Here is an 18,512-nt window from a genome sequence, read left to right on the forward strand (position 1 = left end):
GTCGAAACGCCAATCCGCTGAAAATCATCGGTTCGCCATGTGTCGTTCCGCTAGCCCCGGCGGCGCGAGCCGATATTGTAAAATCCTGCGGCTTGGGCCAGCGTGAGCCACGCTTTAGGGTGGGTCCGGGGCGAGGACCGATGCGAAGCAGCGACGACATTCGGCTTTGGCGCGACGCGAGCCTTCCAGGTCGCCTGGAGCTGCTTCGCGCGTCGGTGACGAACCATCGCTATCCGGCTCACCAGCACGACGAATTCGTGATCGCGGCGTTCCTGCGCGGGGCCCAGAAGCACCGCATCTCCGGCCATTCCGGCGTCGCGCACGCCGGCTGCGTGATGGTGATCGCCCCGGGCGAGGTCCACACCGGCGAAGGCGCGGAGGTGGACCGCGTCTGGGAGTATTGCGCCTTCTACCCCAACGTCGAGACCCTGTCGGACATCGCCGAGGACGTCATCGGCGGCCGGACGGTGAGCTTCGGGGCCGAGCCGCTGATCCAGGACAGGGTCCTGGCCTCGCACCTGCTGGCCGCCCACCGGGTCGCCGAGCTGTCGCGCGATCCGCTGGAGAAGCAATCGGCCGTGATGGAGGCTTTCGCGTTGCTGATCCGTCGCTACGGACAGATCGCCGGCCAATGGCGCTCGCCGCCGCCGCGCGACGCCGACATCACCCGCGCGCTGGAGCTGATGAACGCCCGCTACCAGGAGAAGCTCACCGTTCACGAGATCGCCGCCGAGGTCGGGCTCAGCGAATACCATTTCATGCGCACCTTCCGGATGAAGACGGGCATGACGCTGCATGGCTTCGTCACCCAGCTGCGCCTGCGCCGGGCCAAGGACCTGCTGGAGAGCGGCGTGACGCCGGCCGAAGCCGCCGTGGCGGTCGGGTTCTTCGACCAGAGCCACTTCACCATACCTTCCGCACCCATGTCGGACTGACGCCGAAGCGTTTCGCGCAGGCCTGCCGCTGACTGGACACGAGCCGGTCGCCGTGCGACCGAAGACGCGCGGCTGGGGGCGCCGCGACACTCCGGCCAGACACGGTGGCGCGACCATGACCGATCGTAAAACCCTTCTCGACGAGCTCAGGACCGAGGCGGCGGCCGCCTCCGGGATCGCGGCCCTCTTCGACCAGGATCCGCAGCGCTTCGAGCGCTACAGCGCGCGCGGCGCCGGGCTGCTGCTCGACTTTTCCAAGACGAGCCTCACCGACGCCCCCCGTGCGAAGCTGCTGGCGCTGGCGCGGGCCTGCGGCGTCGAGGCGCGGCGCGAGGCCATGTTCTCGGGCCAGCGCATCAACGTGACGGAGAACCGCAGCGTCCTCCACGTGGCTCTGCGCAGCGCCGACGCGACGCTGATGGTCGACGGCCGGGACGTGATGGCCGACGTGCGGGCGGAGCTCGCGCGCGTCTGCGCCTTCGCCGAGGCGGTCCGGTCCGGCGCGATCGCCGGCTCGGGCGGACGGCCCTTCACGGACGTGGTCAATATCGGCATCGGCGGATCAGACCTCGGTCCCGTCATGGCGACGCTCGCTTTGGCGCCCTATCACGACGGTCCGCGGACGCATTTCGTCTCCAATGTGGACGGCGCCCACATCGCCGACACGCTCTCCACGCTCGACCCGGCCACGACGCTCTTCATCGTGGCGTCCAAGACCTTCACCACGGCCGAGACCATGGCCAACGCCGGCACGGCGCGCGCCTGGGTCGAGAAGGCGCTCGGCGCCGACGCGGTGGGCGCCCATTTCGCCGCCGTGTCGACCGCCCTGAAGCACGTGCAGGACTTCGGCATCTCGCCCGACAGGATGTTCGGCTTCTGGGACTGGGTCGGCGGGCGCTATTCGCTCTGGTCCAGCATCGGCCTGCCGATCGTGATCGCCATCGGAGAGCGCGGCTTCCGCTCCTTCCTGGAGGGCGGGCGGGAGATGGACCAGCATTTCCGCACCGCCCCGCTGGAGGCGAACCTGCCGGCGCTGCTGGGCCTCGTCGGAGTGTGGCATCGCAACGCCTGCGGCTACCCGGCCCGCGCCATCCTGCCCTACGAGCAGCGGCTGACGCGGCTGCCGGCCTATCTCCAGCAGCTGGAGATGGAGTCCAACGGCAAGAGCGTCCGGCTCGACGGATCGCCGGTGGACGTCAGGACGGGGCCACTCGTCTGGGGCGAGCCGGGCACCAACGGCCAGCACGCCTTCTTCCAGCTGCTGCACCAGGGCACCGACGTGATCCCGGCGGAGTTCATGGTCGCCGCAGAGGGACATGAGCCGGCGCTGGCCCATCAGCACGCCATGCTGGTCGCCAACTGCCTCGCCCAGTCCGAGGCCCTGATGCGCGGCCGCACCGCCGAGCAGGCGCGCGAACAGCTGCTCGGCGTGGGCCGCGCGCCGGAGGACGCGGCGCGCCTGGCCCCGCACCGCGCCTTCCCGGGCGACCGGCCGTCCACGACGCTCCTCTATCGCAAGCTCGACCCGCGCACGCTGGGCGCGATCGTGGCGCTCTACGAGCATCGCGTCTTCGTCGAGGCCGTCATCTACGACATCAACGCCTTCGACCAGTGGGGCGTCGAACTGGGCAAGGAGCTCGCGACGAGCCTCCTGCCGCTGGTCGCCGGCGAGGCGCCGCTGGCTTCCGCCCCGCCCAGCACGCGCGGCCTCGCCGCGGCGCTGAAAGACCTCGCCGCCCAGGCCTGAACGGGGGACGACATGAAGCAGACCGTTTTCGAGACGAGCCGCGGCGCCAGGCTGAAGGTCAGCGCCATGGGCTTCGGGGCCGCGCCGTTGGGCGATCTTTACGAGCGCCTCGACGAGGCCGCCGCGCTCGCCACCGTGGAGGCCGCCTACGAGGCGAGCGTCACTTTATTCGACGCCTCGCCGCATTACGGCAACGGGTTGGCCGAGGCCCGCTGCGCCGCCGTGCTGCGCCGCTTCCCGCGCGAGGACTTCGTGTTCTCCACCAAGGTCGGGCGCGTGATGGAGCCCTTCGCGCCCGTCGAGAAGCCGCGCGACGACGTGGTCGCCCCTGGCTTCGCAGGCGGCTTCCCGCACCGGGCGCGCATCGACTACTCGTATGACGGGACGATGCGGGCCGTGGAGCAGTCGTTGCTGCGCACCGGCTTCGACCGCATCGACGTCCTGCTGATCCATGACGTCGACGTCTGGACCCACGGCGCGGATTACGAGCGCCGCTACGGCGAGGCCATGGAGGGCGCCTATCGGGCGCTGGACGAGCTGCGCCGCACCGGCTTTACCAAGGCGATCGGGGTGGGGATCAACGAGGCCGACGTGGCGTCGCGCTTCCTGCGCGAGGGCGACTTCGACGTTGTGCTGCTGGCCGGCCGCTACTCGCTGCTGGAGCAGCCGGCCTTGACGGAGTTCCTGCCGCTCGCCCTGGAGAAGAAGGTCGGCGTCCTGCTCGGCGGCGTGTTCAATTCCGGCATCCTGGCGACCGGGCCGGTGGAGGGCGCGAAGTTCAACTATGCGCCCGCGCCCGAGGACGTCATGGAGCGCGTCCGGCGCATCAAGGCCGTCTGCGTCCGGCACGGCGTTGGCCTGCGCAGCGCTGCGCTGGCCTTCGCGGCCGCGCACCCGGCCGTGATCTCGGTGGTGATCGGCGCCGTGCGGCCCGAGGAGGTGCGCTTCAACGCCGCCGACATGGCCGCCGACGTCCCGAGCGCGCTCTGGGCCGACCTGAAGCGCGAAGGCCTCCTGGCCGAAGGCGCGCCGACGCCGGCGTAGCCGCAGCCTTGTCCCTCCCCTGCAGGGGAGGGGGGATCGCGCGCAGCGCGAGACGGGTGGGGCCTTCCTGCGGAAAGGCCCGGCGTCCGCCCCACCCACCGCCTGCGGCGGTCCCCCCTCCCCAGAGGGGGAGGGACAGCCGCGGAGCCATCTCGGCTGGTCGCAATGGTTCCATCTTCGCGTCCCTGCTGCAGGCCACGACGGCTGCAGTTCGCGCCGCCTCCCCGGGTGGTCACATCTGGCATGCGTCCCTCGCCGTGGCTTGCAATTCCCTTTCGCTGAGCCTTGGTGTAGTCGTCGCGCGCAACGAGAAGACCACCGAGGATCGCCCCGTGCCGCATTATCGCTCCCGCACCACCACCCATGGCCGCAACATGGCCGGCGCCCGCGGCCTGTGGCGCGCCACCGGCATGAAGGACGGCGATTTCGGCAAGCCAATCATCGCGGTGTCGAACTCGTTCACGCAGTTCGTGCCCGGCCACGTGCACCTCAAGGATCTCGGCCAGCTCGTGGCCCGCGAGATCGAGAAGGCCGGCGGCGTCGCCAAGGAGTTCAACACCATCGCGGTCGACGACGGCATCGCGATGGGCCATGACGGCATGCTCTACAGCCTGCCGTCGCGCGAGATCATCGCCGACAGCGTCGAATACATGGTCAACGCGCATTGCGCCGACGCCATCGTGTGCATCTCCAACTGCGACAAGATCACGCCCGGCATGCTGATGGCCGCCATGCGGCTCAACATCCCGGTGGTGTTCGTGTCGGGCGGGCCCATGGAGGCCGGCAAATACGTCGCCGAGCCGGTTGGGAACGCCGCCGGCGTCACCAAGAAGGTCGATCTCATCGACGCCATGGTGGCGGCCGCCGACGACCGCGTCTCCGACGAGGAGGTGAAGGTCATCGAGCGCTCGGCCTGCCCGACCTGCGGGTCATGCTCGGGCATGTTCACCGCCAACTCGATGAACTGCCTCACCGAGGCGCTCGGCCTCGCGCTGCCGGGCAACGGCTCGACGCTGGCCACGCACGCCGACCGCGAGCGCCTGTTCGTGGAGGCCGGCCACCTCATCGTCGACATCACCAAGCGCTACTACGAGCAGGGCGACGAGAGCGTGCTGCCGCGCAACGTCGCGAACTTCAAGTCGTTCGAGAACGCGATGACGCTCGATATCGCGATGGGCGGCTCCACCAACACGGTGCTGCACCTGCTGGCCGCCGCCTATGAGGGCAAGATCGACTTCACGATGGCGGACATCGACCGCCTCTCGCGCCGGGTGCCGGTGCTGTGCAAGGTCGCCCCCTCGGTCGCCAACGTCCACATGGAGGACGTGCACCGCGCCGGCGGCATCATGGCGATCCTCGGCCAGCTCGAGCGCGCCGGCCTGATCGACACCAGCATGCCGACCGTCCACAGCGCCAGCATGGCGGACGCGATCAGCCGCTGGGATGTGTCGCGCACCGAGAGCGAAGCCGTGCGCACCTTCTACCGCGCCGCGCCCGGCGGCGTGCCGACGCAGACGGCCTTCAGCCAGAGCCGCCGCTACGACGAGCTCGACCTCGACCGCTCGGCCGGCGTGATCCGCGACGCCGAGCACGCCTATTCGAAGGACGGCGGCCTCGCCGTGCTCACCGGCAACATCGCGCTGGACGGCTGCATCGTGAAGACCGCAGGCGTGGACGCCAGCGTGCTGAAGTTCACCGGTCCGGCACGCGTCTACGAGAGCCAGGACGCGGCCGTGAAGGGCATCCTGGGCGGCGAGGTGAAGGCCGGCGACGTGGTGGTGATCATCTATGAAGGCCCGCGCGGCGGCCCCGGCATGCAGGAGATGCTCTACCCGACGAGCTATCTGAAGAGCCGCGGCCTCGGCAAGGCCTGCGCGCTGATCACCGACGGGCGCTTCTCGGGCGGCACGTCCGGCCTGTCCATCGGTCACTGCTCGCCCGAAGCCGCCGAGGGCGGCCTGATCGGCCTCGTGCGCACCGGCGACACCATCGAAATCGACATCCCGGAGCGCCGCATCGCGCTGGCGGTGCCGCAGGACGAACTCGACCGCCGCCGCCAGGAGATGGAAGCGCGCGGCCCGCAGGCCTGGAAGCCCGCCCCGCGCGAGCGCAAGATCACGATGGCGCTGAAGGCCTACGCGGCCCTCACAACCAGCGCCGCCAAGGGCGCGGTGCGGGTCGTGCCGGACTGACGAGGCTCCCGGCCTCGGGCCTCAGGACCCGAAGCCGTAGACCTCCGCCGGGTTGTCGGCGAGGATCATGCGCCGGACCGCCTCGTCCGGCGCCCAGTCCAGCAGGACGTCCAGCAGCATGGCGTCGTCCGGCGGCGCGCTGACGGAGACATGCGGCCAGTTGCTGGCCCAGAGCATGCGTTCCGGCGCGGCCCGGATCGCCGCCTTGGCGATGGCGCCGACATCCGCGAAGAGGGGCGCGCCCGTGACGGAGGTCTCGTAGGGCCCGCTCAACTTCGTCCAGGTCCGGCCGGCGTCGAGGAGGCGCAGCAGCGCGGCGACGCCCGGATGATCGGTCGGAACCGGGACCAGGAACTTGCCGACATGGTCGATGACCAGCCGGCAGGGGAGGGCGCGCAGCATGGCCTCCCGCTCGGCGAGGAGCCGGCCGTCCATCTGCAGCTGGACGTGCCAGCCGAACTCGGCGACCCGCGCCGCCACCGGCGCGAGGTCTTCCCAGGGCACGACGCCGCCCGGCAGCATCTGGAACCGCGCGCCGCAGACGCCGGCGTCGCTCATTCGCCGCAACTCGTCCCGCGTGACGCCGGCGTTCACCACCGCGACGCCCCGCGTGCGCTCCCGCCCGAGTTCGGCGATCGCCGCGACCGTGCAGGCGTTGTCCGTCCCGTAGGCCGTCGGCTGGACGACGACGCAACGCTCGACGCCCAGGCGCGCCTGCACGCGCCGATAGGCCTCCACGGTGGCCCAGGCCGGGCCTGGCGTCACGGCCGTCGCCACGGCCGGCTGGGCCGGATCATAGATGTGGATGTGGCAGTCGCAGGCGCCGGGAGGCGCGGCGAGGGCGGGGCGCATCTGGCTCATGGCTGCGGCCTGCGGGACCAGCGGTCGGCGTTAACGGCCCCCTCGGGGATTTCGCCGTCCAGAATGGCGCGCACCTGGCGGACCGTATCGAAGGCCTGCGACGCGATAGCCTCGGGCGTCAGCCCGCCGATATGCGGGGTCGCCACCACGGACTCCAGCCTGGCGATCTCCGGCGAGGGCATCTGGTCCGGCGCGCGCCCGACGTCGAGCGCCGCGCCCGCGATGCGGCCTTCCCGCAGGGCGAGGGCCAGCGCCGTCTCGTCGACCAGGTTTCCGCGCGAGAGATTGATGAAGACCGCGTCCGGCCGCATGCGGGCGAGAGCGTCGGCCCCGATCAGGTTCTCGGTCTCCTCGGTGGCGACCGCCAGGCAGATCACGTAGTCGGACCGCCGCAGCAGGTCGTCCAGCCCGACCTGTTCGAAACGCGGGTCGTCGACGGTCGCGTGCGGGTCGGAGACCACGACGCTCATGCCGATGGCCGCCAGGATCGGCGCGAGATGGCGGGCGATCGCCCCATAGCCGATGAGGCCGGCGGTCGACCCCGCGAGCTGCCGGCCCATGCGGATCTCCGGCGCCCTGCCGGCCCGGTAGTCGGCGGCGGCGCGCGACACCCCGCGCGAGAGGTCCACCATGAAGCCCAGCGCAAGCTCGGACACGGCCGCCATGAAGCCCGGCCGGGCGCGCGTCACCAGCACCCCCGCCGCGCTGGCGGCCGCGACGTCGATGTTGCGGACGTCGACCGCCACCCGCAGGAAGGCCTTGAGGTCGGGCAGGCTGGAGAACGTCTCGGCCGGGCCGGCGGTCATCCGGTCGGCGATGATCAGGTCCATGCCGGCGGCGGCCCGGATCAGGCTGGGCGGATCGAGCGGCTCGCCGCCTTCGTGCAGGCGCACCTCCGCCATGCGGCGCAGCTCCGCCAGCGCCCGCTCGCCATAGTACTGGGCGCGGGCCTGGGGCGTATGCGTGAGCAGGATCTTCATGGGCGGATCCCCGGCGTCAGTAGCCGAACGCGTGCGGCAGGGCGAGGCTGATGGCCGGCACGAAGGCGATCAGGAGGAGGCAGAGGAACAGCAGGCCCAGATAGCCCAGGATCGGCTTGATCGTCTGCTCGATGGGCACATTGCCGATCAGGCATGCGCCGTAGAGCCCAAGCCCGAGCGGCGGGGCGAAGAGCCCGATGCCCATGGCGATCACCAGCACGACGCCGAAATGCAGCGGCGCGATGCCGAGCTGCCCGGCGACCGGCACGAGGAGCGGACCGAAGATGATCAGCGCCGCCGCGCCTTCCAGCACCGATCCCATCACGATCAGGATGGCGATCGACAGCAGCATGAAAAGCCAAGTGCCGCTCGTCTGCGAGATGCCGACCATCATCTCGGCCACGGCGTGCGGAACCTGCTGCAGCGTCAGCACGAAGGCGAGCGACTGCGCCGCCGCCACGATGAAGAGCACCAGCCCCGAGCGGGTGGCCGCGTGCACGAAGCAGCGGGCCGCCTGCGCGAAGGAGAGCTCCCGGAACACGGCGGCCCCGACCGCGATGGCGTAGAGCGCGGCGAAGGCCGAGATCTCGGTCGCGGTGGCGAAGCCGCTCTTGAATCCGACGAAGATCATCGCGATGAGGCCGAAGGAGACGATGGCTCCCATCCACATCCGGCCCGCCGAGCCGGTCGGGATCGCCTCGGCGGCCTCGGCCGACTTGGTCCCGAACAGGATCGAGACCGCCACGAGGGCGGCGGCCATCAGCCCGGCCGGCAACAGGCCGGCCATGAAGAGCCCGCCGATCGACAGGTTGGCGACGAAGCCCAGGATGATCAGGTTGATGCAGGGCGGGATGGTCTCGGCCATGACGGCGGAGGCCGCCAGCAGCGCCACCGCGGCGCCCGGGTTCTGCTTCGACCGGCGCGCCGCCGGGATCAGCACCGAGCCGACCGCCGCGACGTCCGCCATCTTGGAGCCCGAGATGCCGGAGAACAGCACCATCGCGGTCACCATGACGACGTTGAGCCCGCCGCGCATGCGTCCGACCAGCCGCTGCAGCAGCTCGATGAGGCGCACGGACATGCCGTTCGCCTCCATCAGGTATCCGACCAGGATGAAGAACGGGATGGCCAGGAGCACGAAATTGTCGATGCCGCGCGCCATCTGCTGGGCGAAGATCACGCCGGGCAGCGAGCCCTCGACCCAGACATAGATGAGCGCCGCCAGCGCCAGCGCGAAGCCGATCGGCAAACCGCCCACGAGGGTCAGCGCGAAGCCGGCCAGCATGAGCGTGCGGGCGGACGGCGCGGCGTCGGGCGACACGACGTCCCAGGCGACATAGAGCGCCGCGACGCCCAGAACGCAGACCAGCCCGGCGACGATCTCCCGGGTGGGGCGGCGCATGACGATGTCGGCCGAGAACAGCGCCATGCAGGCCGCGCCCGCGCCCATCGGGTAAAAGGTCCACTCCAGCGGAAGGCCGGAACCGGTGGTCTGGCCCGTGGTCAGCCAGCCGAGCTTGAGAGCGTTCCAGGCCGCGTAGGCCGAGACGACGAGCATCAGGATCGCGCCCGCCGCATCCGCCATGCGGCGGATTCCGGTCGGCATCCGGTCGACGAAGAACGCGACGCCGGGATTTTCGCCCCGCGCCAGGGCGCTGGCGGCGCCGAAGAAGCTCGACCCCACCATCAGCCCGCGGGCCACGTCGTCGGACCACTCCACGGGCGCGTTGAACAGCGAGCGCAGCAGCACCGAGCCGATCACCACCACGAGGTCGGCGGCCAGCAGGGCCGCCGCCAGCACGTCGGTGGCGGCCAGAAGAGCCTGGGCGGCCGGCCGCGCGGCGCGGCCGGGGAGTGCGACGGCGCCGGCCATGGCGGCTCCTCAGCTCTGGACGGCCCGGATCGCGTCGACGATCGGCTTGGCCTCCGGCCGCGCCTTGACGAAGGCCTCGGTCTGCGGCGCGACGCGCTTGCGGAAGGCCTCGCGGTCGCAGTCGATGATGGTGACGCCCTTCTGGGTCAGCACGTCCAGCGCCTCCTTCTCGACCGCGAGCCCGTGGGTGCGCGTGTCGGCGGCGGCCTTCTGCGCGGCGTCCACGAAGGCGTCGCGCAGCTTGGGCTCCATGCGGCCGAAGGTGCTCTCGCTGAAATAGACCGCGAGAGGCGAGAAATTGTGCTGGGTCAGGCTGTAGAACTTGGCCGTCTCGAAAAATTTGCTGGCCACCACGGTCGGAGGGTCGTGCTCCAGCCCGTCGAGCACGCCGGCCTGCAGGCCCGTATAGATCTCGCCGAAGGCGAGCGGCGTGGCCGCGGCGCCCATGAGGCGCAGGCATTCGGTGATGACCGGGTTGGGGAGCGTGCGGATCTTCAGGCCGCTGAGATCCTCCGGCGTCTTCACGGCCTTCTTGGCCAGGACGCTGCGCGATCCGAAATTGTAGGCCCAGGCCAGCACGCGGATGTTCGCGTTCTTCAACAGCGCAGCCTCGATCGGCTTGGCCGCGCCGGCGTCGAACGCCTTGGTCTGCTGCGGGAAGCTCGAGAACAGGTAGCCGAGGTCGAATGTGCCCACGAGCGGCACCAGGTTGGCCGAGATCGACGAGCCCGACACCATCATGTCGATCACGCCCAGCTTGACCGAGTTGATGACGTCGATCTCCTGGCCGAGCTGGTTGTCCGGGAAGAACGCCACCTCGACCTGCTCGCCGAGCCCGTTCGCCTTCAATTGCTTGACCAGGTTTTCGTAATAAACGCGCCCATTGGCGTATTTGGGGTCGTTGGCCTGCGACGAGGAGAGCTTCAGCTTCATCGTGGCGGCCGAGGCGCGGCCGATGAGGGCGGGCGCGAAGGCGGCGCCGGCGGCGAGTGCGGCCGAATTGCGCAGCAGCGAGCGGCGGGACAGGGATCCGGTCATGTCGTTTCCTCCAGAGGCGGGTCTCGCGCCCACTCTCGTCGATGAGTCTCTGAACGGACTTCATCTGGGATGAATGTAAGACTAGATTGCAGAGGTCGGCAAGCCGCGTCGCACGGACCACACGAAGGCACGCATGTTCAGGAGCGCCAGCGGGATCGTCCGCAATCTCCACACGCAGGTGGCGGACCGCATCGGGACGAGCATCATCCGCGGCGAGGTCCGGCCGGGGGACCCGCTGCCCTCGGAGATGAAGATCTGCGACATGCTGGGCGTCAGCCGTCCCGTGGTCCGCGAGGCGATCCGCATCCTCACCGGAAAGGGCCTGATCGAGTCCCGCGCCAAGAGCGGCGCGCGCGTGCGCCCGCCGGAGGCCTGGAGCCACCTCGATCCCGACGTGCTGCGCTGGCGTCTCGCCAGCACCGACGTGGATGCGTATCTGGAGAAGCTCTTCGCGCTGCGCAACGCGGTGGAGCCCGCCGCCGCGGCCCTGGCGGCCACCGCCTCCTCGGCCGAGGACCGCCGCGCGATCACGCGCGCCGTGGAGGACATGGAGGCCGCGCCCGACAACGACGCCTTCGTGGAAGCCGACATCGCCTTCCACAAGTCGATCTACATGGCGACCCGCAACGAGATGTTCTGGCCCATCGCCCAGATGTTCGAGATCACGCTGCGCCAGAGCTTCACCATCGCGGCCACCGGCGACCACCGCAAGCGGGCGCTCGCCGAGCATCGCGCCGTCATGGAGGCGATCTGCGCCGGCGACCCGGCCGCGGCACGGGCCGCGACCGTCAAGCTGCTCGGCAACTCGGCCGACGATCTGGACCGCATCCGCAGCCGCGCGCCTGTCAGGTCGGCCTGAGCGTCGCCATGAGGGCGCGGGTGATCTGCGGCGCGTGCTGGCCGAGGCTCCCGGTCAGCCGACCGTAGATTCTGAACACGGCCGGCTGCACCACGAGGCCCAGCGCCATGGCGGCGAGCAGGTCGGCGTCGCCCGGCTCGATCTCGTGACGCGCCATGGCCTCCGCGAACACCGTCCGCAGCGCCTCGACCGGGTTCTCGGCGGCGGCGCCCGACACCTCTCCGAGATGCTGGTGCTGGTTCACCAGCAGGAAGGCGAACAGCGCCGGCTCGTTGTCGAACAGGCCGGTGAAGCGCCGCGCCAGTGCGCCGATCCGGGCTTCCAGGCCGTCCCGGCTCATCCCGATCTCCAGCACGTCCCGGGCCAGCGCCGCATAGCGCGTGGCGAAGATCTCCCTTGCGATTTCCTCTTTGGAACGGAAATGCCGATAGAGCGCTCCTTCGGAGACCCCGACCGCCTGCGCGATGTCGCGCACGGTGGCGCCGTCCACGCCCTTGCGGGCGAACAGCGCGAGCGCTTCCGCGCAGATCCGCTCCCGCGTCCTGGCGCCGTCCCGCATGGCCCGGTCCTCAGGCCGCCGGCGGCGTGGCGGCCCGAGCCTCCCCGCGCTCGCGCACCAGGCGCGAGACGGCGGCGAAGTCGATCTTGCCCGAGCCGAGCAGCGGGACCTTGTCGACCGGGACGATCTCCGCCGGGACCATCAGGTCGGACGCCCCCCGCGACTTGGCGAAGGCCAGGAACTCGGCCCGCGACGCGCCCGGCTTCTCGGTGACCATCACCAGCCTCTCGCCCTTGCGGGCGTCGGGCAGGCTCCCCACCGCCGACAGGGCGCCGGGCCACAGGTCGGCCGCCAGGGCCTCGACGGCGGCCAGCGACACCATCTCGCCGCCGATCTTGGCGAAGCGCTTGGCCCTCCCGCGGATGGTGATGAAGCCCTCGTCGTCGATGGAGACGATGTCGCCCGTGTCGTGCCAGCCCTCCGGCGGCTCCTCCAGCACGCCGGGATTGTCGGCCTTGAGGTAGCCCAGCATCACGTTCGGGCCGCGCACATGGAGCCGCCCGGCGCCTTCGACGCCCGGCAGCGGCTCCAGCCGCGTCTCCATCCCGGGCAGGATCCGCCCCACCGTGCCGAAGCGGTTGAACATGGGCGTGTTCAGGGCCAGCGCCGGGGCGGTCTCGGTGATGCCGTAGCCTTCCAGGATGCGCAGCCCGAACCGCTCCATGTAGACCCGGCGCGTCGTCTCCTTCACCGGCTCGGCCCCGGCCAGGATGTAGCGGATCGACCGGAAGTCGTAGGGGTGGGCCGAGCGGGCGTAGCCGGCCAGGAAGGTGTCCGTCCCGAACAGGATGGTGGCGTTGCTGCCATAGACCAGCTCGGGCACCAGCCTGTAATGCAGCGGCGACGGATAGAGATAGACCCTCACCCCGGATGCGAGCGGCAGGATGAGTCCGATCGTGAGCCCGAAGGAGTGGAACACCGGCAGCACGTTGAACACCGTGTCGGTGCGCCCGAAGTCGATCCGGGCGGCCGCCTGGGCGGCGTTGGCCAGCATGTTGGCGTGCGAGAGCACGACGCCTTTCGGCACGCCCTCCGACCCCGACGTGAACAGGATCGCGGCGCGGTCGTCCGGCTTGCTCCGGACCAGCGGGCGATCCCAGGCGAGCAGCGCCCGCAGGCGGTCCCAGGTTCCGATCGAGCTGCGCAGGTCCTCCAGATAGACGATCCTGACCTCGGCCTTGATGGCCTCCACCAGCGGCTCCAGCCGGCCCTTCTCGACGAAGGCGCGCGACGTGGCGATCGCCTCGATCTGCGCGCCGCGGCAGGCGGACAGGATATTGGCGGCGCCGGCCGTGAAGTTGATCATGGCCGGCGTGCGGCCAGCCGACATGAGGCCCAGCACGGCGACGGCGGCCGCGTTGGCGTTGGGCAGCATCACCCCCACGGCGCCGCCGGGGCCCGCCAGCGGCGAGAGCCGGCTCCCCAGCACGCGCGCGCCGGCCAGCAGCTTGCGATAGCTGAGCGCGCCCGCGACCGGATCTTCCACGGCGGTCCGTCCCGGGCCGTGCACGCGCGCCGCCTCGATCACGGCGTCCACCACGGTTCGGTCCGTGCGGGTGGTGCGGAACACGAGGTCGGACATGATCCCGTAAAGGGCGGCGCCGGCGGCGAGGCGGCGGTTCTTGCCCTTGAGGGCCGGGTCCACGGCGAGCCGCACCGGCTCCAGGATGGTGACGCGCACCTTCGGGAACCAGCGGCGGCGCACCTGGTCCGGCGAGAGGCGCGAGAACGGCGTCGCCTCCAGGCCCTCGATGCGGACCGGGACCACCATTGCGTCCGACTTGTCGGCGATCAGGCCGGCGCCGTCATAGACCTTCATCAGGCTGCCGGTGACCGTGAGGCGGCCCTCCGGGAAGATGATCAGCGTGTCGCCGTCCCGCACCGCGTTGATGAGGGTGCGGGTGGCCATCGGCTTGGTGGGATCGAGCGGCATCGCCCGGGTGAGGCGCGTGAAGGGCTTGACCCACCATTTCTGCGCGATCGTATGGTCGATGGCGAAGACCGGGTCGCGGTCCGTCAGCGACAGCGCCAGCGCGCCGTCGAGGAAGCTGACATGGTTGAGCGCGATGATGGCGTTCGGCCCTGCCTTGTCGATGTTCTCCAGGCCGACGACCTCCATGCGGTAGCCGGCCCGGAACACGACGGAGAGGAACTCCCGGAAGGGCCTGATCGGCAGCAGCCTGAAGACCAGCAGGCCGGCGCCCAGATTGAGCACGCCGAGCCCCGCCAGGAGCTGCGGCTCGGTGAGCCCCAAGCTCTGCAGGACGCCCGCGCCGAGCGCGCCGACCACGATGAAGCCGGCCTGCATGACGTTGCCGGCCGCGATCACGCGGGCGCGGCGGTCCTCGCCCGCCCAGGACTGCACCGCCGAGAAGACCGGGACGATGTAGAGGCCGGCCGCGGCCGCCAGGCCGACGAGGTCGATCCCGACCCGAAGGCCCCGGCCCGTGGCGAAGAACTCGGCCGGCCCGATCGGCGAAGCGGTCCGCGCCGCGTCCCAGGTGGCGAGGCCGAGATCGATGCCGAACGCGCCCATCGCCAAGCCGCCGATGGCGGTCGGCAGCAGGATGATGCGGCCATGCGCCATCCACGCCGCCAGCAGCGAGCCGGCCGCGATGGAGAGCGAGAACAGCGTCATGCAGGCGATGTAGAGGTTCTCGGTCCCGCCCAGCCGGTCGCGGACCAGCGTGGCCAGGAGCGCCAGAACCACGGCCCCGACGAGCCAAAACCAGCTCACCACGATCATGCCGCGCCAGATGCGCGTGTCCGCCCACATGTCGCGCAGCAGGCCGACCGTCGAGCCCAGGATGTTGGGATTGATCTTCAGGTCCGGGGCTTTCTCGCCGGTGCGCGGGATCAGCGCCGCGGAGCCCCAGCAGGCCAGCGCGAACAGGACGAGGAGGGCCGCCACCCAGAGCGGGTTTTCGGTACCGGTCGCCGCCTTCGTGCCTGCGGTCGTGCCGAGCAGGATCGCCATGAAGGTCGCGCCCTCCACCAGCGCGTTGCCGGCGGGAAGCTCCTCGGTCTTCAGATGGTCCGGCAGGATCCCGTATTTGATCGGGCCGAACAGCGCGGCCACGACGCCGAACAGGCCCAGCGCGGTCATCAGGATCGGCACGGAGTGCAGCACGAAGCCGACCGCGCCGAGGCCCGCGGCCGCGATCTCGGCGAATTTCAGCCGCCGCGCGATCAGGCCCTTGTCGAACCTGTCCGCCATCTCGCCGCCCAACCCCGAGAGGAAGAAGAAGGGCGCGATAAAGATGGCTCCCGCCGCCTGGACGAGCGTTCCGGCGTTGGAGCTCGCCAGGACGTAGACGAGCAGCGCCACGAGCGCGTTCTTCAGGAAGTTGTCGTTGAAGGCGGAGAAAAACTGGCACCAGAACAGCGGTGCGAAGCGGCGCGTCCCCAACAATCCGGCGGTCACAGTGGCGCTCCCAAGTAAGTGAACGATCACTCACTAACACGGGAGCGCATCTGGCGCAAGGAAGCGGCCCGGGGGCCGATGTCAGCTCCGGGGCTTGGCTCCGCGCCGCTTGGCGAGCTCGGCCTTGAGCCTGGCGTTCTCTCGCGTCAGCGCCTCGACCCGGGCGTGGAGCTCGCGCTCCTTGCGCCGCTCGCGCTCGTAGCGCTCGGCCGCCGCGAAAGCCGCGCCATAGGCTTCGGCCAGCATCTCGTCTTCGGGATCGTGGTCGTAGAGGGCCGGGGCCGGCGCCGGAGGGGCGCGGTGGCGGAAGCGGACGATCTCGCCCATCAGGCGCGCTCCGCCCGTGGCCGCGATGGCGGCGATGCGGCGATCCGAAGCACGATGTAATCCAAGCACGCGGCCAAAGACACTCTCCCGAACGCAAGATCGACGCTGCTTCGGCGGGCCCGAATCGCCGCGCTCCAGCCCGTCAGCAGTGGGGCAGCGGTGGTTACGACGGCGTAACCGCGCACCGGACCCGCGCGTCCCCTTCCGGGAAGCCGGACGCAGCAGTCCGACGCGGGGCTGGCCCGAGCCGCGCCGCATTGCGGGGCCGAAGCCCCGCGCGCTAAACCTGAACCAAAGAGCGCGACGCAGGGGGGCGAACGGATGGCTGATCGGATCGACGGGCGCGGCGCGCCGTTCCGGCTCGAGGAGGCCACCATCGCGGAGCTTCACGCCGCCATCCGGGCGGGCCGGACGACATGCGTGGAGATTGTGCAGGGCTATCTCGCCCGCGTGAGGGCCTATAACGGCGTCGCCAGCGCGCTCGTCACGGCCGACGGAGCGCCGGTCCCGGAGGTCGCGGGCGTCGTGCGCGGCGGCGCGCCGCTGCGCTTTCCGACCCGCACGGTAGCGGCGGCGGACGTGCTGCCCGAGTTCGAGCGCTACGCCGGCCCGCCTATCGAATTCGGCCGGATGGAGCCGACGGCGTCGGATCCGTCGGTTCACCAGCAATACGGGATGGTGGTCGGCGTCCCCTACGCCGGCCAGGTCAACGCCCTCGCCACCCTCAACATCCGCGGCGAACGCTCGGTCACCTGCCGGGGCGACTATGACCGCCATCCGGACGAGGGCCCGCTGCCGCCGGGCGCGCCGCCGGTCTGCGAGTTCTTCCGCCGCCTGCCGGACGCCCTCGAACAGGCGGCCGCGCTCGACGCCGCCCACGGGACCGAGCCCGACCTGGAGGCCATGCCCATGTACGGCGTGGTCTTCTCGTTCAAGGACGCGTTCGACGCCAAGGACATGCGCTCCACCGGCGGCGCCGACGCCCGCTACGACATCGACGTCCCGGCGCGCGACCATGTCCTCGTCGACCAGTTGCGCCGAAAGGGCGCGATCATCTTCGCCAAGGCGGTGATGACGGAATATAACGGCCGCTCCGGCGACCCCGGCGGGCGGCACGCGCCGGAGAAGATCCTGCCCTCGGTCCTCGGCTACCAGCGCAGCAGCTGGGGCGGCAATCCGTCCAACCCCTACGACACGACCCGCTCGGCCTCGCTGGGCTCCAGCTCCGGTTCGGCCCTGTCGGTCAGCACGAACATGGTGATGGCCAGCCTCGGGGAGGAGACGCGGGCTTCCTGCCGGGGTCCGTCCAACCACAACGCCGTGGCGCTGATCTTGCCGCACAAGGCGATGCTGGGCTTCGACGGCGGGGCCATCGGCTCCGACATCTATGTCGACCGCAGCGGCGTGCACTGCCGCACCATCGCCGACGCCGCGAAGGTGCTGGACGCCCTCAAGGACCCGGTGGCCGGCTACTACGACCCGCGCGACCCCTTCACCACCGTGCCGCGCTCCTCGGTGCTGGCCGACGGCTATGCGAGGCACGCCATGGCCTCCGGAGCGCCCGGCGCCCTCGCCGGACGGCGGCTCGGGATCATTCGCGAATCCATGGTCCATCCGCCCGAATCCAGATGCGAGGAGCCGATCGTCGTAGCGGCGGTCCGCGAGATCCAGGACGTGCTGGGCGACAGGCTCGGGGCGACGCTGGTCGAATCCTCCGACCCGCTCTGGAGCTCCGACCCGCGCGTGGAGCGCATGACGGTGGACTTCCGCCGCGCCTTGGCCCGCATGGTCCCGATCTTCATGCCGGAGCTGCTGTTCCGGCTGGGTCCGGACGGAAAGCCTCTGTTCGAAGAGTTCGCCGCCGCGATCGTCCCGACCGAGTTCATGCCCGGCAAGGTGTTCGGCTCCGGCCGCATGCAGCCGATCGACTACTTCATCGAGCTCTCCGAGGAGCGCATCGCGCCGCCGCGCAACCTCGACATCGCGGTCGTCCAGCAGCAGGAGCTGGCGATGGGCTTCCGCTTCCACATCCCGCAATACCTGAAGCGGCGCGCGCAAGACTGGGCGGCGCTGGGCTTTCGCGAGAGCCTGACGGATTTCCCCGCCCTCAACGCCCGGTCGAAGTTTTGGGGCGACGACCAGCGCAGCGCCTTCCGTAACTGGGAGGAGGTGACCGACCTGCGCAACCCGCACGGCCAGCGCCAGGGCGTCAACGAGCGCATCATGCTGCGCGAGCTGCTGCGGCGCGTCGACATGATGGTGATCCTGGAGAATCGCCTCGACGCCCTCGTGCGGCTGCATACGCCGCTGCCGCCCGCCAAGATCGGCGGGGCGCCGCATCCGGGCTCGAACATGCCAGGCTCGCCACGCGACCAGAACCTGCTCGGCGAATCCTTCAACGGCCCGAACGCCGGCCTCACCGAAGTGCTCATCCCGGCCGGCTATGTCGACACCGTCTATGATCCCGTATTCCGGTTGAGCCCGGACGGAACGCGCTACCTGTCCGCGCTGTCCGATCATCCCACCCGGATCGCCGCGCCGGGGCTGCCCTTCTCGCTCGTGTTCCGGGCCGAGCCCGGCCGCGAGGACGTGCTTCTGGAGATCGCGTCGGCCTATGAGGCGGCGTCGCGGCGGCGCGTCCCGCCGCCCGCCTTCGGGCCGCTGTAGACGGGC

General features: G+C 70.6%; 13 protein-coding genes. 6 read left to right on the top strand and 7 right to left on the bottom strand.

The window, feature by feature from the left end; all coding sequences use genetic code 11:
• Nucleotides 1-215 precede the first annotated feature (215 nt).
• From ABEG18_RS00960 to ilvD, 4 genes are all read left to right on the top strand, one after another.
• The gene (locus ABEG18_RS00960; RefSeq protein WP_406856230.1) at nucleotides 216-935 is read left to right on the top strand and encodes an AraC family ligand binding domain-containing protein; all 720 of its coding nucleotides are present in this window, start codon (nucleotides 216-218) and stop codon (nucleotides 933-935) included.
• A 115-nt stretch (nucleotides 936-1,050) separates the two neighbouring features.
• Complete coding sequence (pgi, locus tag ABEG18_RS00965) at nucleotides 1,051-2,682, top strand: glucose-6-phosphate isomerase (protein WP_406856231.1); 1,632 nt, start codon at nucleotides 1,051-1,053, stop codon at nucleotides 2,680-2,682.
• A 12-nt stretch (nucleotides 2,683-2,694) separates the two neighbouring features.
• The gene (locus tag ABEG18_RS00970) at nucleotides 2,695-3,726 is read left to right on the top strand and encodes an aldo/keto reductase (RefSeq protein WP_406856232.1); all 1,032 of its coding nucleotides are present in this window, start codon (nucleotides 2,695-2,697) and stop codon (nucleotides 3,724-3,726) included.
• A 332-nt stretch (nucleotides 3,727-4,058) separates the two neighbouring features.
• Nucleotides 4,059-5,918, top strand: a complete 1,860-nt coding sequence (gene ilvD, locus ABEG18_RS00975; RefSeq protein WP_406856233.1) for a dihydroxy-acid dehydratase — start codon at nucleotides 4,059-4,061, stop codon at nucleotides 5,916-5,918.
• A 21-nt stretch (nucleotides 5,919-5,939) separates the two neighbouring features.
• On the opposite strand, the gene ABEG18_RS00980 is transcribed toward ilvD, so the two are convergent.
• The 4 genes from ABEG18_RS00980 to ABEG18_RS00995 are packed head-to-tail and all read right to left on the bottom strand — an operon-like array spanning nucleotide 5,940 to nucleotide 10,670.
• Entirely contained in the window at nucleotides 5,940-6,779 is an 840-nt protein-coding gene (locus ABEG18_RS00980) for an amidohydrolase family protein (protein WP_406856234.1), read from the bottom strand.
• Nucleotides 6,776-7,759, bottom strand: a complete 984-nt coding sequence (locus tag ABEG18_RS00985; protein WP_406856235.1) for a hydroxyacid dehydrogenase — start codon at nucleotides 7,757-7,759, stop codon at nucleotides 6,776-6,778. Before ABEG18_RS00985 ends, ABEG18_RS00980 begins: the two co-directional genes overlap by 4 nt.
• 16 nt (nucleotides 7,760-7,775) lie before the next feature.
• Nucleotides 7,776-9,632: a TRAP transporter large permease subunit gene (locus tag ABEG18_RS00990; RefSeq protein ID WP_406856236.1), complete on the bottom strand. Its 1,857-nt coding sequence runs from the start codon at nucleotides 9,630-9,632 to the stop codon at nucleotides 7,776-7,778.
• Nucleotides 9,633-9,641: 9 nt separating this feature from the next.
• The gene (locus ABEG18_RS00995; RefSeq protein WP_406856237.1) at nucleotides 9,642-10,670 is read right to left on the bottom strand and encodes a TRAP transporter substrate-binding protein; all 1,029 of its coding nucleotides are present in this window, start codon (nucleotides 10,668-10,670) and stop codon (nucleotides 9,642-9,644) included.
• A gap of 133 nt (nucleotides 10,671-10,803) precedes the next feature.
• Between ABEG18_RS00995 and ABEG18_RS01000 the strand changes: the two genes are divergently transcribed.
• Nucleotides 10,804-11,529 carry a FadR/GntR family transcriptional regulator gene (locus tag ABEG18_RS01000; RefSeq protein ID WP_406856238.1) on the top strand — a complete coding sequence of 242 codons (726 nt, stop codon included), beginning with the start codon at nucleotides 10,804-10,806 and terminating at the stop codon, nucleotides 11,527-11,529.
• On the opposite strand, the gene ABEG18_RS01005 is transcribed toward ABEG18_RS01000, so the two are convergent.
• From ABEG18_RS01005 to ABEG18_RS01015, 3 genes are all read right to left on the bottom strand, one after another.
• On the bottom strand, nucleotides 11,516-12,088 hold the full coding sequence (locus ABEG18_RS01005) for a TetR/AcrR family transcriptional regulator (RefSeq protein ID WP_406856239.1): 573 nt from the start codon (nucleotides 12,086-12,088) through the stop codon (nucleotides 11,516-11,518). The two genes, ABEG18_RS01000 and ABEG18_RS01005, sit on opposite strands and share 14 nt — an antisense overlap.
• A 10-nt stretch (nucleotides 12,089-12,098) precedes the next feature.
• Nucleotides 12,099-15,512: an acyl-[ACP]--phospholipid O-acyltransferase gene (locus ABEG18_RS01010; RefSeq protein WP_406856240.1), complete on the bottom strand. Its 3,414-nt coding sequence runs from the start codon at nucleotides 15,510-15,512 to the stop codon at nucleotides 12,099-12,101.
• Nucleotides 15,513-15,593: 81 nt separating this feature from the next.
• Nucleotides 15,594-15,839, bottom strand: a complete 246-nt coding sequence (locus ABEG18_RS01015; protein WP_406856241.1) for a hypothetical protein — start codon at nucleotides 15,837-15,839, stop codon at nucleotides 15,594-15,596.
• A 321-nt stretch (nucleotides 15,840-16,160) separates the two neighbouring features.
• Here ABEG18_RS01015 and ABEG18_RS01020 point away from each other — a divergent pair, with 321 nt between their 5' ends.
• Nucleotides 16,161-18,506: an amidase family protein gene (locus tag ABEG18_RS01020; protein ID WP_406856242.1), complete on the top strand. Its 2,346-nt coding sequence runs from the start codon at nucleotides 16,161-16,163 to the stop codon at nucleotides 18,504-18,506.
• Nucleotides 18,507-18,512 lie beyond the last annotated feature (6 nt).

The sequence above is a fragment of the Alsobacter sp. KACC 23698 genome (genome assembly GCF_045348435.1).
In the GTDB taxonomy this organism is placed as follows: Bacteria; Pseudomonadota; Alphaproteobacteria; order Rhizobiales; family Beijerinckiaceae; genus Alsobacter.

Coding starts and splice junctions, on each gene's coding strand:
- ABEG18_RS00985 (WP_406856235.1), bottom strand. CDS start 7,759: ATGAAGATCCTGCTCACGCATACGCCCCAGGCCCGCGCCCAGTACTAT.
- ABEG18_RS01020 (WP_406856242.1), top strand. CDS start 16,161: ATGGCTGATCGGATCGACGGGCGCGGCGCGCCGTTCCGGCTCGAGGAG.
- ABEG18_RS01005 (WP_406856239.1), bottom strand. CDS start 12,088: ATGCGGGACGGCGCCAGGACGCGGGAGCGGATCTGCGCGGAAGCGCTC.
- ABEG18_RS00995 (WP_406856237.1), bottom strand. CDS start 10,670: ATGACCGGATCCCTGTCCCGCCGCTCGCTGCTGCGCAATTCGGCCGCA.
- ABEG18_RS01015 (WP_406856241.1), bottom strand. CDS start 15,839: ATGGGCGAGATCGTCCGCTTCCGCCACCGCGCCCCTCCGGCGCCGGCC.
- ABEG18_RS00970 (WP_406856232.1), top strand. CDS start 2,695: ATGAAGCAGACCGTTTTCGAGACGAGCCGCGGCGCCAGGCTGAAGGTC.
- ABEG18_RS01000 (WP_406856238.1), top strand. CDS start 10,804: ATGTTCAGGAGCGCCAGCGGGATCGTCCGCAATCTCCACACGCAGGTG.
- pgi (WP_406856231.1), top strand. CDS start 1,051: ATGACCGATCGTAAAACCCTTCTCGACGAGCTCAGGACCGAGGCGGCG.
- ABEG18_RS00980 (WP_406856234.1), bottom strand. CDS start 6,779: ATGAGCCAGATGCGCCCCGCCCTCGCCGCGCCTCCCGGCGCCTGCGAC.
- ABEG18_RS00990 (WP_406856236.1), bottom strand. CDS start 9,632: ATGGCCGGCGCCGTCGCACTCCCCGGCCGCGCCGCGCGGCCGGCCGCC.